This window comes from Streptomyces umbrinus (assembly GCF_030817415.1).
GTDB classification, from domain to species: Bacteria; Actinomycetota; Actinomycetes; order Streptomycetales; family Streptomycetaceae; genus Streptomyces; species Streptomyces umbrinus_A.
Genome location: NZ_JAUSZI010000002.1, coordinates 2,317,915 through 2,330,566 on the forward strand (window position 1 = coordinate 2,317,915; position 12,652 = coordinate 2,330,566).

General features: G+C 66.8%; 12 protein-coding genes. 8 read left to right on the plus strand and 4 right to left on the minus strand.

Features of this window, described 5'->3' with window-relative positions; genetic code table 11:
- Positions 1-579 precede the first annotated feature (579 nt).
- Entirely contained in the window at positions 580-1,017 is a 438-nt protein-coding gene (locus tag QF035_RS10860; RefSeq protein ID WP_307519890.1) for a hypothetical protein, read from the plus strand.
- A gap of 40 nt (positions 1,018-1,057) precedes the next feature.
- Here the strand turns inward: QF035_RS10860 and QF035_RS10865 are convergent, their stop codons facing one another.
- A complete protein-coding gene (locus tag QF035_RS10865) occupies positions 1,058-1,714 on the minus strand; it encodes a response regulator transcription factor (RefSeq protein WP_307519891.1) in 657 nt (218 codons plus the stop codon).
- Positions 1,711-4,092 (minus strand): sensor histidine kinase, encoded by a 2,382-nt coding sequence (locus QF035_RS10870; protein WP_307519892.1) that lies wholly within the window; start codon positions 4,090-4,092, stop codon positions 1,711-1,713. Before QF035_RS10870 ends, QF035_RS10865 begins: the two co-directional genes overlap by 4 nt.
- A gap of 350 nt (positions 4,093-4,442) precedes the next feature.
- Here QF035_RS10870 and QF035_RS10875 point away from each other — a divergent pair, with 350 nt between their 5' ends.
- The 7 genes from QF035_RS10875 (at position 4,443) to QF035_RS10905 (ending at position 11,837) form a co-directional block, all read left to right on the plus strand.
- Positions 4,443-4,910: a peptidoglycan-binding domain-containing protein gene (locus QF035_RS10875; protein ID WP_307519894.1), complete on the plus strand. Its 468-nt coding sequence runs from the start codon at positions 4,443-4,445 to the stop codon at positions 4,908-4,910.
- 29 nt (positions 4,911-4,939) lie between these two features.
- The gene (locus QF035_RS10880) at positions 4,940-5,557 is read left to right on the plus strand and encodes a hypothetical protein (protein WP_307519896.1); all 618 of its coding nucleotides are present in this window, start codon (positions 4,940-4,942) and stop codon (positions 5,555-5,557) included.
- Between the two features lie 132 nt (positions 5,558-5,689).
- Entirely contained in the window at positions 5,690-6,454 is a 765-nt protein-coding gene (locus tag QF035_RS10885; RefSeq protein WP_307519898.1) for a hypothetical protein, read from the plus strand.
- A gap of 727 nt (positions 6,455-7,181) precedes the next feature.
- Entirely contained in the window at positions 7,182-7,406 is a 225-nt protein-coding gene (locus QF035_RS10890; RefSeq protein ID WP_307519899.1) for a peptidoglycan-binding domain-containing protein, read from the plus strand.
- Positions 7,407-7,578: 172 nt separating this feature from the next.
- Positions 7,579-8,037 (plus strand): DUF4333 domain-containing protein, encoded by a 459-nt coding sequence (locus tag QF035_RS10895; RefSeq protein ID WP_307519901.1) that lies wholly within the window; start codon positions 7,579-7,581, stop codon positions 8,035-8,037.
- A 282-nt stretch (positions 8,038-8,319) separates the two neighbouring features.
- A complete protein-coding gene (locus QF035_RS10900; protein ID WP_307519902.1) occupies positions 8,320-8,880 on the plus strand; it encodes a hypothetical protein in 561 nt (186 codons plus the stop codon).
- 950 nt (positions 8,881-9,830) lie between these two features.
- Positions 9,831-11,837: an NACHT domain-containing protein gene (locus tag QF035_RS10905; RefSeq protein ID WP_307519904.1), complete on the plus strand. Its 2,007-nt coding sequence runs from the start codon at positions 9,831-9,833 to the stop codon at positions 11,835-11,837.
- A 168-nt stretch (positions 11,838-12,005) separates the two neighbouring features.
- On the opposite strand, the gene QF035_RS10910 is transcribed toward QF035_RS10905, so the two are convergent.
- Together QF035_RS10910 and QF035_RS55685 are read right to left on the minus strand one after the other, a co-directional pair.
- A complete protein-coding gene (locus tag QF035_RS10910) occupies positions 12,006-12,338 on the minus strand; it encodes a hypothetical protein (RefSeq protein ID WP_307519906.1) in 333 nt (110 codons plus the stop codon).
- Positions 12,335-12,649: a polymorphic toxin type 50 domain-containing protein gene (locus QF035_RS55685; protein ID WP_373466942.1), complete on the minus strand. Its 315-nt coding sequence runs from the start codon at positions 12,647-12,649 to the stop codon at positions 12,335-12,337. The genes QF035_RS10910 and QF035_RS55685 overlap by 4 nt, the downstream gene beginning before the upstream one ends.
- Positions 12,650-12,652: the final 3 nt, after the last annotated feature.

Sequence of the window (12,652 nt, forward strand, 5' to 3'; positions counted from 1 at the left end):
CATCGTGCCCCGGGGACTGCGGGCCTGACGCCGGGCCTCCCCGTGGAACAGATTCTCGATGAGGCGACCGACACGGTGGCCCTGCTGTCCGGGCTGCTGTTGCCCTGACCTCGGGCGCCGTGTGTTCGCCTTCTCGTACCCGGACACCGCTCAGGTTCTGGCATGGTCGACGAGCGGGGACCCAGCGAGTGATCTGCGGGAGCCGCGGGAGCATCAACGCCCCTGCCGGGCCGAGGAGGACGAGTGACCAGCGCACCGCAGAGACGGGCCCGATCACGTCGCGCACGGCATCGGCCGGCGCCGAACCACGTCCGGGCACGGCTCCGTGAGGAGCCTCCCGGTCCGGAGCCGGCTTCTGGCCCTGGGGCCTCGCGGGCGCGAAGGGCCTGGCAACGCATACGGCGGGACAACTGGGCGCACATCATCACGGTCACCGGGACAGCTCTCGCTGCCGTCGCGGCCGTCGGAGGGCTCTGGGCCCAAGCCGTCGCGTCGTACTGGAGCCAGCAGACGGCCAGGGATCAGCTGGCCCAGTCCAAGGAAGAAGGCGCTCTCCAAAAGCGAGACCAAGCGTCGAAAGTGACCTACTGGGTCCAGAACCCGTGGGGACGTCGCGAGAACGTCAAGATCCATGTCCTGAACAGGTCGCCCGACCCGGTCTCCGGAGTTCGGCTGATGCTTCACGTCAACGACCACCCGGCGTTCATGCAGTTGGACAACGTGCCCCCATGCGCCGACATCGTGTACCCGGCGCCCAGTCTGCTGTTGGGTACGGCCGACATGCCCCGAGCGGACCGGCCCAAGCTCTCCGATCCCGCCTTTCGCTGGGCCGTCACGTTCATGTACTTCATCGACAGCAACGGAAACGACTGGACTCGGACGTCAACCGGTCTGGATGAACGCGCGCCCCTGCCCAGAACCACCATGGAGAATCCGATCGGTCAGGGGATCGGTCACATCGCGGTCTTCGAGGAGCAGGTGGGCGAGGCGGGCTTGTGCGAGGGCAGGGGCAAGTAGCAGCCACAGCAACGCGCCGTGAGGGTCAGTGGCCGCCCGGTCAGAGGTCGTCCACGTCGACCAGCCCGTCCTGGATGGCGCGGGCGACCAGGCTTGCCTTGGTCCGCGCGGGCCGGCCGACGTTCGCGTACTTGATGCGCACCCGGTCCAGATACGAGTTGACCGTTCGTACGGAGATCCCGAGACGCTGCGCCACCAACTCCTTCGACTCCGACTGGAACCACTCGATGAGCACGTTCTCCTCGCGCACGGAGAGCTGGGGACGGTCGGCGCGGGTGTTCGTTCCCAGCGCGCCGGCCAGTGCGGGCGGCATGTAGGGCCGCTCGTCCGCTGCTGCCAGCGTCGCCTCGACCAGGTGGTCCCGGCCCTCGCTCTTGGTCAGATAGGTCGCGGCTCCCAGGTCCAGGCAGTTGAGCGCTGTCTTCTCGTCGTCCCGCATCGAATAGACGACCACCTGGCGCCCGGCGTCGACGAGTCTTCGGAGGCTGCCGAAGGCCGGGCCGCCTTCGGCCAGTTGCAGATCCAGGACGACGACGTCGGCCGTGCTGCCCGGCGCGGTCCAGGCTTCCCGTACGGAGTCGCCGGCCGCGACCACGGTGATGGGCCGCCGTGCTGCGGCGTACCACGCCTCTATGCCCGAGAGGATGGCGGGATGGTCGTCGACGACGACCACGCTGACCGGTGCGTTGTCACTCATGTGAGGTCAACTCCGGAGGCCGCCGGTCTTCTCCAGCCGGCTTCCACCCACACACTTCCGCCGCGGATCGTTCGCTCCACGGCCACCTGCGCGTTGGTGGCACGGCCGGGTGTCTGAGCGGCCTCGTCCGTGCCCCGGCCGCCGGCGCAGTCCTCGCTGACCACGCTCACGCGTACCGCATGGGGTGTCCACACGACAGTCACCCTCGCGGTCGAGCGGGTACGGCCCAGAATCACCGCCACCGGGTCGATCAGCTCCCGGCGTACCTCCACGGGCACTTCACCCGGCCGGCCTCGTACTGCCAGACTCACAGTCACCCCTTGGTGCTCGGCCACCTCGACGCACGCCCGCAACTCGTTCAGCAGCGGGTCCAGGACGGCATCGCTTTCCGCGAACAGGCGGCGCATACGGGCGGCTTCCACGCCGCACCGCAGCCTGACCTCCTCGTCGTGCGGGCTCAGCACACCATGGCCGAGGCCCACGAGCAGCGGCACGGTCGTCGCCGTCAGCGCGCGATAGCGCTCCTTGTGATCACGCTGCATGTCCTCGTGGATACGTTCCCGGGTACGCAGTTCTTCCTCCCGCGCGGCCGCGGTCCCGGCTGCCGGCGCCGTACCGTGGAGCAGGTACGTCATCAGTACACCGACGGAGAGCTGGAAGCCGCAGCTGCCTATCGTGGAGATCCCCATGATGGCCCACTGGGCGACGGTTGGCTCCCCGGACAGGAACACAGCGGTCGCGTTGAGCCCCACATGTGCCCCGAGGAACGCCGCGAACACCCCGGCCCGCAGGTCTGCCAGCAGGAACAGCGCATGCCAGCCGACCACTCCGAACGCCCAGTCCGGCGCGCCTGTCGACTGCTCCGGCGGGAGCGTGAACGCGCATACCGCCGAAACGGCCAGCACCGAGCCCAGGCCCAACCAGCGCACCCTCGGCGGGATCCGCCTGCCACGCAGCAGATAGGCACCCCCGATCACCGCGACGGCGGCAAGGCAGACGAAGGCAGCCGTCTGTGCCCATGCGGGGCGGTAGACGTCCTGGTGAACCACGAGCCGACGCAGCGAGATGGTGAACTGCCACACCAGGCTGATCAGCAGCACGGCCAGTTGGGTCCCGTAGAGGAGCCGCCCGCGGATGAAGCGGACGTCGGCCGTGTGCTGTACCTGGGCGCGGGGCGGGTGCGGTACGCCGGTCACCTGTGCTCTGTCCCCTGCCTGCGACGCCAGGGCTTGGCCGTGCCAGCGCCACTGCACGCGGGTCCCGGCGTCCGGACGGGAGGTGACCGTGGCGGAGCCTCCGACCGCGTGCATCCTGCCGATGATGGAACCGTTGATGCCCCGTCGCCGCGCGGGGACGGACTCCGGGTCGAAACCCCGTCCCGCATCGGACAGTTCGACGACGGCGCCGTCCCCCTCCGTCCATGCCCGGAGCTCCGCTTCCCGCACCCCGGCATGGCGTCCCACATTGGTGACGGCCTCTCGGACCCCGTTGAATATCGCGAGCCCGGGGCCGGACGGAATCGCGAGCGGGCCGTCGATGCGCGTCTTGAGGCGCACCCTGACCTGTCCCTCGCCCTCGGGCACACAGCCGAGAAGAGCCGCGAGGTCGACGCTCCCCGTCTCGAATCCGGGCACGGCGGACATGGCCTCCAGATCCTGTCTGGCACGCGGAGGCAGCCACGACCAGTCCCGGCCGTCGCCCTGGGAGACCATCAGCAGCGTCGCGCTCGCCGTGTCGTGCAGGGTCGCCAGGTACTCGCGCTCGGTCGCCCTCCGCGCGGCGGCGACCTCCATCTCCCGGCGCGCCGCCGCCCTGACCGCGGCCGACCGGTCAGCCGCCCTGGCCAGCCCCCGGACGATGACGTACGCAGCCCTCGACAGGCCCACCTGGATCAGCATGCGCACCAGCGGCACCACGTCGGGGCTGTGCCCGGGCGAGGAGAGGACGTCACCCAGCACGCAGACACCGGCCCCCAACGCGGCCAGGGCGGCCCCGGCCACCGGTCGCGTCGCCCACTCGTACTGGAAGGCGACGACGCTGATGCCGACCATCGCCTCCACCATCACATTCGCGGACTCGCCGCCGATCACCGGCTGGGACAGCCCCGTCAACACGACCACGGCCGCGTCCAACGTCCACAGCAGGGCGAGCGGGAACAGGCTCGGGCGGCGCAGTGAGTAGAGGCGCACACCACAGGCGAGGAAAGCGGGCACCAGCAGAGACAACGCCAGGGGAACCTCCGCCGCATCCGCCGAGACGACGCCCAGCGCACCGCACAGGCAGACCACGATGGACCGGAGCCACACCCCGAACCGTTCAAGGGCCAGGATCAACAGGCGCTCGCTGGACCTGGGGCCCTCTATCGGCTCAGCGGCCATCCCTGTTCCCCCTCGTATCCCCCATGTCGCACGGAAACAAGGGTAGTTGCCCCACGATCAAGGTAGAACGCCCATTCGCCTCCGGTGCGCGCGGCGGCCGTTCCTTGTGGGGCGAACGACCGGCACACTCACCGACCGGGCCGGGCTAACGTCCCTGTCGTACGGGGCCGACACCGGCAGTCCCCGTCGTACGGGGCCGACACCGGCAGTCCCCGTCGTACGGGACTGACACGGGTAGTCCCCGTCGTACGGGACTGACACCGGCCGTGGCGGGCCCGCATCCAGGCGGGTGCGAGTGCGCGCCTGACGCACGGTCAGTTCACTTCCTCCCCTCAACGAGAGGTACAACCATGTCCATTCGTCTCGGCAAGCGGTCCAGATCCCTTCTGGCGACCGGAGCCCTCACCGTCGGCCTCCTCGGCGGCGCCGTTGCCGTCGCTCCTTCGGCGGCAGCGTGGACGTACGTCGGGGAATGCTCGTCCAGCCACAAGATCATTTACAACACCACCTCATCGCAGTCGATCAAGATCCCGGACGTGTGGTACCAGGGGTACTACAACGTGCGCTGCTGGATGGACTACGGCAGTGCCGGCGTCGGCGTCGAGGCTCTTCAGCTCGCCCTCAAGTCGTGCTACGGGCGATCCATTGCCGTCGACGGCGAATTCGGCCCGGCCACACGAGACGCCCTCAAATACGCCCAGGGCCAAGAGGGAATCACCGTTGACGGGCTGTACGGCGAGCAGGTGTTCGAGAACCTGAAGTGGGCCAGGTACAAGCAGGACGGGACACGCAACGGCTGTGCCAGCCGCGACTTCTAGCCGCTTGCCCCTGAAGAAGTCCCTGCACCATGCGGTACGACCCCGACGGCTGCGAGGGCCCGGGGCGCAACAGCAGCGTCAACGGCGAGGAAAAGACACCATCCGTGCATGACTACGACGACCCCGCCTGGGGGCCGCTTCCCGTCCGTCCGGCCGCACTTCGCTGGCTGCTGCTTCTCCCCCTGACCCTGGTGTTCCTGCCGCTGTGGTGGGTGGTGTGGGTCTTCCTCGCCGCCTGCTTCTACTGCGTGGCGCCGGTGGCCGAGCTGATCGTCTACATGGTGCCGCGTGCCGAGAACGGTGCGATACGGATGCTGGACGCCACGCTGGGCCGCGTGCCGTTCGTCCCGCTCTGGTGCGTGCCCCCGGTGGCGCTGGTACGGGAGGGCGACACGGCGTTCTACCGGGCGAGAGTGGACCGGCGCGTCGAGAAGCAGACCCGGCGGGTGGAGACCTCCCGGCACCGTCGCGAGTACCACCGCGACCTGGAACTCGGAGCACACTACTTCCGGGGCGCCGGCGCCGGTTACGTCCTGCGCGTCGCCTCGGAGCGGGGCTGGAACCTCCATCCGGTACTGCGCTCGCACCCCCGGCGTCGGCTCCGGCTGCACCACAACGGTCGGCCGAGGCCGGACTTGAGGAACTGACAGTCCCGGACGGTTTTCGTCAGGGGCGGCCACCCCTTCCGGGGCTGATCGGCCCTGGCGTGCTCACCCGCTTCCAAGGAGACGACACTGAGAAGAAGCGCCCTGCGGTGGCCGGTACTGATCATCGCGTTCGTGCTGAGCCTGCCCTCGCTGACCGGCTGCGCCATCGACAAGGGCACGGCACTCGCCTCGGATTTCGAAGAGAACTGGGCCGGTACGCCGGACGTGGCGAAAATCCACACCACCAAGAACAACACGCTGCCCTTCAAAGGATCGTCAACCGGCACCCTGATCCTCAAGGACGGCACTTCAGCCGACCGCGTGACCAAACTGGTGGGCGAGATGAGGGAGTACGTCGCCCGTCACGACAAGATCACCGGTCGGATCGCGGCGGACGGCATCACCTTCACCGTTGTCGCGGACAAGGGGCGCACCGGACAGGTCCTGGCGCTGTGGCGGTCACTGACGGCCGACGACCGGGTGGCGGACGCCGACATCAATGACGAGCCCTGGAAAGAAGCAACCGACCGCTGGCGGATCGAGGTCACCGCGGTCGATGCCACCGGCGCGTTGGCGGTGTTCAAGGACATGTACGCCAAGGGCGACCGCCACCGGCCACTGGCTGGAGTGATGGTCCTGAGGGTCAGAGGGCCGGGGCTCTTCGTGGAGAGTGACTTCAACGACGGTTTCCCTGCCGAGGCGATCGCCGCGTACGAGGCGGTGCTCGCCCAGTACCCGGTCGTCGGCGCGACTCTGCGACGCGATGCCGTGTCCGGATCGGCGGTAAGCATCGTCGTGGCGGAGGGCGTGGATCGGGACGATGCCGTCGAACTCGCCAGAAGCGCGGCGCCGAACCTCGGCACCGCCGTCGAGGTCACCAGCGACAGCGCGGGCTGAGCGCGGGCGGGGCGCCGGCTGGATCGACCGGCACGGACTGGAGGATCTCCTGCTGGAGGCCGGGGAGTTGTGCCCCGGGCGGATCTGCGCCACCGGAAGCGGGCGGGTGTGCGTCCGGGGGAGAGGCTGACCCCACCGGCTCCGGCACGGCCTTACTGGTCCAGCGGGCGGCGCTGCCACCAGGCCCGCGCCTGCGCCCGCGCATACCCCCGCGCCTGTCATCGAGCAGCCGCTCCCCCGCATGACCCCCGCCGCCCTGAACTACAGCTATCCAACCGAACTACGGCTGCAGGGCTTGTGGGGCAAACGACCGGCACACTCAGCGACCGGGCCGGGCTAACGTCACCGTCGTAATGGGGCTGGCACCGACTTCGGCGGGGGCGTAAGACCTCACTTTCCCTTTCTCGTTCATGCGCCCGGGGAGTCGGCATTGGCAGGGCCATCCCGCATTTCTGTCCTGTAGGAACTCGGGCAATCGGTCCGAAAATCGAAAGGTGGAGCAGAGTTGATCAAAATCCGAAGCGGGCGCGCCAAGTCGGCAATGGCCACTGGGGCCCTTCTGGCCGGACTCCTCGGCGGCACTCTCGCCGGCGCGCCGTCCGCGTCCGCGGCTGACTCACCTTGCAGCCACGGGAGTTATGTCTACAACAAAGTCACAAACCCCACCTCCTACAAGTACATCCCCTACGTCACCGGCGATTGGTCCGATTGCTGGCTGGACCGGGGGATGAGCAACACGGCAGTCCGCGCCCTTCAGAAGAACCTGAATTCCTGCTACGGGTACAAGCTGGCCACGGATGGGGTCTTCGGAGCTCTCACCGAGTCGGCGCTCATCTCCGTTCAGAAGAAGGTGGGCGTCGCGGCGGACGGCGACTACGGACCCAATACGCGGGATGCGATGGCGTGGGCGAACTACAGCGTGGAAACCGGGGCGCGGATCAGCTGCAACTGACCAACAGCTGATCCACCGCCGGGATGCCGGCGACAAGTCGCGGGAACTTCGGCGTCACGGGAGGTGCGTTCGTCGTATCAAGGGCGACCGCACCTCCTTCGTACGCAGAACCGATTCAGTCGATTGTGCAGTCCTGAATCTTTGTCTCATCACCTACAAACACGGGGACGGAATGCAGAACACGGGGCGCAACAAGAGGATTTCGACCGCGGCGGTGCTGGGCGCACTGACGGTACTTCTCGTCACTGGATGCTCCTTCAGCATTGGCGACGCGGAGAAGAAGAGTGAGGCGACGGCCAGTGAGAGCGCAGCCGCCGTCGAGGAACAGCCGACAGCCGAGGAACAGCCGGTCGGTGACGATCCCGCGGAGCCCGAGAACACGGGCGCCAACGAGGGCGGGGCCGTCCACAAGGCCCGAGTCGCGCAGACGATCTCCGACAAGCTCGCTGCGGACACCGGCAAGCGTCCCGACAGGGTCACCTGCCCTGAGCACCTCCCGGCCCGGGTCGGCGCCACGATCCGCTGCGAGCTCACTGCCGGCAGCGACACCCTCGGGGTCATCGTCACCGCCACCTCGGTCAACGGCAAACAGGTCAACTACAACTTCAAGGTCGACGACAGCACCGAGTGAACACAGAACCCGCGCGACCCACTCGGAGAACGAAAGCCCCAGGTCCAATAGGTTGCCAGCCAGTTCGGCCTGGTCCGGAGTCAGCCCGTGCGAAGTTGTCTGACGGATGTTGAACGGGCGCTACTGGCGCCCCATCTGCCCAAGCACGAAGGAGCTTGTCGGGTGAGCAATGTACTGACCGTGCGAGCCTCCCGGGAAAGAGTCCACGCAGGCGCTCCGGCGCCGGTCAAGGACTGGGTCGACTTCTCCGACGGATCGGGACCGTCCCGGGTGGTCGCGTACGTGGAGCGCGAGCTGCCGCCGGGCGGCATCCCCGCATACCTCGCGGCCCGCAGCAGCGGCGCTCGTTCCTTCGTCCTGTGGGCCGACGAGCACCGCCGGGAGCGGGTGGCCACCCTGGTGACCCTGTCAGCCACCGGCGGTGTCGCGACGTTTCAGGCGCTTGGAGCGCGCGGCGAGCTCATCGGCACGCTCGTGCGCGAGAAGGCGCTCCGCGGCAGGGGCCTGCGCACCCGCTGGACCGTGACTCAGCTCGGCGGCCCTGAGGCTGTGGGCTTCAAGGGCCGGATCTTCTGGTGGTTCATGTGGTGGCTGTCGTTTCCCATGCAGCTGCTGATCCTCGTGTTCAGCGTTTTCGACAGTGTCCCCGGCAATGAGGGTGGCGTCGCACGCGGCCCCCGGCGCATCAGGTGGCGCGCGGGTGGGCAGATCCCGCTGGAGTTCAAATCCCGCGGCAACAAGCTGCATTTGCACTCGCCGGGATTGGACTGGCGACTTGGGGCCACCCTGATCGTCCTGCTGCACACCTTCGCCGCCGGCTCATGGGACGCCAGAAAGAAGTGACCGGTCGGCCGCGCCTGCTACCGGTGCCGCTCCCCAAAGAAATACGCCCTGGCCAACAAGATCGACCATCCGGGCGCGGTCGCTCACTGAAACGGAACAGACACGCACCGCACCCGACCCGCGTGCATCCGCCCCGCACCATCAGCCGCGAAGAGGTCCGCGGCATCGTGGAGGGTTTCGGCGGCCTGCTGCTACTCCTCCGCCAAGCCGACCCCCGCGAACACGGCCGAGCACTGCCGCCGGCTCGGCCCGCACCCGCCCTACGACCAAGAAACACGGATGGTGCTGGCCGAAACCGGCCAGCACCATCCGTGTGCGTAAAGATTGTGTCCGAGGGGGGATTCGACCACTGACGATACGGTCGTGATCGCACAGGGAAGGCTCGAGCTGACTGGAAGCCGGCCGGGCCGCGCGTGACGACGCCCATCACTTCGTGTCACCCGTTCCGATACGAGTCAGTTCCACTTCACCAAAGGGCACATGTGTTCCTGTCGCCCCTCTGTGTGACCAACCAGTCGACTCGAAACACCATGCAATGCTCGACACCACCGGGGACGGCCCGCCTCTCCACCCAACTCGGGGCAGTCCGGAGCCTCCACGAGACCCGGAGCGGTTTACTCTGGCCTTTGCGCCGGGCGCGCTTGGGGGCGCGCGGTCGGCCGATGTGCTACCGGACATGGAATCTGCAGAGCCATTTCTTAACGCCGGTTGCGTTCCGTCCGTCATGCTATGTGGCCATGCGTAGGGGTGGAGCGCGCTGGTGGGCGCTTGGATGTGGGGTGATTGGCACGTTAGTGATTGCGCTAGCGCTGCTGTTGGTCAAGCCGATGCCGCGGATTGGGGTGGGGGATGTCGACCCTGTCTCTGCGGTTGTCGGATTGCTGGCACTATCTGTCAGCGTCTGGGCTGGGCGGCTGTCGGTGCGGGCACTACGGTTACAGGAGACCGACGTGACCACGGCTGCTGCACTGCTGGCCAGGGCGGTGGTAGTCGCGGAGCGGGATGCGCGAACCAAGTTACTCGGCGCACATGACAAAACAATTGATGTCGAATTCGACCTCCGCCTAGCGGCGGCACATGACGCTGAGGGTGCTGGGCCAGTCGGGCATCTGACGGAAGTGGTTGCCTATTACGAGCAGTTACGTCCGCGCCGGATGGTGATCACTGGGACACCGGGGGCGGGCAAGACCGTACTCGCGGTGGAATTGATACTGGGTCTGCTGGAAAGCCGGGCACCAGAGGGTCCTGTGCCGGTACGGCTGTCGGCAGCCGCCTGGAACACCGACCAACCGGTGGAGGCGTGGCTATCGGCACACCTGGTCGAGGTTTACCGGGTGCCTCACGCCACGGCCAGGGAATTGGTCGCTGCGCGCCGGGTGCTACCCGTGGTGGACGGTGTGGACGAGATGGACAACGACCCCGCTCTCACCTTCGATTCCCGTGCCGCTCAGGCCCTGCGCGGGCTCAACGCTTACCAGCATGGGCGGAGCAAGGCCGAAATGGTGCTGACATGCCGCAGCAGCCACTACGAGGCACTGGAGGCGATGGGCGTTTGGGCGCAGGATGCCGCGCGTGTGGAGATCCGCCCGGTCAGCGCCATCAAAGCGCGCGAATTCCTCAAAGACCGGGTCACCGATCTCTCCCGGTGGCAGCAGGTACTGCAGAGGATCGATCACAGCCCATCCGGACCGCTGGCCCAAGGCCTATCGACGCCTTGGCGGCTCACGCTGGCAGTGACCATTTACGAGCAGCGCAACCCACGAAGTGGCAGCTACTTGCACGTCCCCACGGCTCTACTCGATGAGGAGCTGAACACCGCCGAGACGGTTCGTGATCATCTACTGGGCCTGTTCATCCCAGCCGCCACGTTCATACATCCACCTCCCAAAGGCGGCTCCTACACCCCAGAGCGAGTCCATGCCTGGCTCGCTGTCCTTGCCTCCTACATGAATCACAACGCGATCACTGGGCGGAGTGTGGCGGGGCGACCGCTGTCAAGTACCGATGTGGTTCTGCACGAACTGTGGCCTCTTGCCGGTGCCCGCCCTCCCCGTGCGGTTCACGCGGCCCTGCTTGTAGGGGCGTGGAGTGCGGGTGCCGCAGCAGTGCTGACTCAAGCACCGATGTCTTCCAATCCCTTGTTGCTGTTCACTGCGACGCTGTGGGCATTGGCAACCCTCTGGCCGGCGTTCGTTGCGTGGCATGACGTGTGGCCCGAGACGACACGAGCTGACCTACACCGGTTGCGGACGATTTCCGGGGTGCGCCGTTTGTCGTCAGGCGTTCCGGTGGGACTCTCAGGTGGGGGCGTGGCTGGGGCTGGGGTGGGGGTTGCGGCCGGTGTCCCCTCTGGGGTGGTGGTTGGGCTTGTCACCGCTCTCGTGGCTGGAGTCTCCGCGGGACTTGCTGCCCCGGGGACGATCGGAGCGGGAGACCCAAGAGACATGGTGCGGGCCGACCTCGCCTTCGGGCTGGGCTTTGGCCTTTTGGTCGGTCTCGCTGCCGGACTAACGGCTGGCCTCGCCGGCCTTGCGGGCGGGATCATGATGGCCCTTGCGGGCGGAGTCCTTGGCGGAGTAGCGGGCAAGGCGTTCGGCACCGTCGCGTCGGGGGCCATGTTCGGCCTGGCAGGAGGCGGCGCCGTCACGCTCATGGGTGTGGTAACGGCCGAGCACGCCGGGACGCTCGCCGGTGTTCTCACTGCTTGTCTGGCCGGTGGGCTCACGATCGGGATCGGGGGCGGTCCCGTACTCGGTCTCGCAGGTGGGCTGGCCGGCACACGGTATATCGCTCTGCTGTTGTGCACCCGGCGATGGAGCAACCGGTGGCTACCATGGCGGCTGGGACGGTTCCTGAACTGGTGCTACGACGCAGAACTGATCAGGATGGCTGGCAGCAGTTACCAATTCCGGCATCGGGAACTGCAGGACTACCTGGCACGGAACCCAAGCCCATAGCGGAATTTTGCGAGGCCGAAGGTTGACTGTCCGGGCAGCGTGATGTGCTCCGCGGCGGACACCGCCGAGTAGGCGCTGACAAGGTGCTCGGGCCATGGCCGTCAGGCACGTCTGAAGTCCCGCCGGAGTGCAGCCCAGCGGGACCTCATAAAACTTCAGCACGCCTGCCTATTCATCACTAATCTGTGCGGAGTCTGGCTTTGCCCAGTAGATCATGCGATACCCAGACGCATTTGACTTCGAATCCGGTTCGCCGATCTTGATCACGTACTCGATCATCGGGTGATCTTCGGAAAACAGGGCGTCCAGCTCGAAGGTAACCTCTTCGGCATCGTCTTCAATTTCACTCGATTGGCGATGAGTCCAGAAGATCAGTTCCACGCGAGCTTCCTCAACACGCACAGCCACGGCGATCACATCAGGCGAAATCATGCCAAGCAGTGCTTGCATTGCAAGAAGCGTGACCTCGTTCTCGCGCTGATGCCTTTGATTGCCGGTCACGGCGCGCCCGCCTGGGGATTCATCGGCACAACGCTCGGACTCTTAGTCCCCTTGATCATGAAAATATTCGTGGGAACTCCGAAACGGTTCATAGCTGGATTATTGTCGTAGCCCACGACGGAAGGGACTCGAATTTGAATATTACCCGTCTTTGTTATCCCCATGACCTGTACCGCTCCTGAATGGTAGGCGTCGAGCACCGCCTGCGCGTCTTCTTGCGAATTGAAATAACCGCCGCCCTTATATCCCCTCCCGCCGAGGATGTGTCTCCCCTGCTTCTGACTACTGATGCTCGATTTAACCTGCGGCAATTC

What these genes read in the sequence shown, in the direction of transcription:
- QF035_RS10865 (WP_307519891.1), bottom strand. Translation starts at nt 1,714, where the DNA reads ATGAGTGACAACGCACCGGTCAGCGTGGTCGTCGTCGACGACCATCCC.
- QF035_RS10870 (WP_307519892.1), bottom strand. Translation starts at nt 4,092, where the DNA reads ATGGCCGCTGAGCCGATAGAGGGCCCCAGGTCCAGCGAGCGCCTGTTG.
- QF035_RS10875 (WP_307519894.1), top strand. Translation starts at nt 4,443, where the DNA reads ATGTCCATTCGTCTCGGCAAGCGGTCCAGATCCCTTCTGGCGACCGGA.
- QF035_RS10880 (WP_307519896.1), top strand. Translation starts at nt 4,940, where the DNA reads ATGCGGTACGACCCCGACGGCTGCGAGGGCCCGGGGCGCAACAGCAGC.
- QF035_RS10890 (WP_307519899.1), top strand. Translation starts at nt 7,182, where the DNA reads ATGAGCAACACGGCAGTCCGCGCCCTTCAGAAGAACCTGAATTCCTGC.
- QF035_RS10895 (WP_307519901.1), top strand. Translation starts at nt 7,579, where the DNA reads ATGCAGAACACGGGGCGCAACAAGAGGATTTCGACCGCGGCGGTGCTG.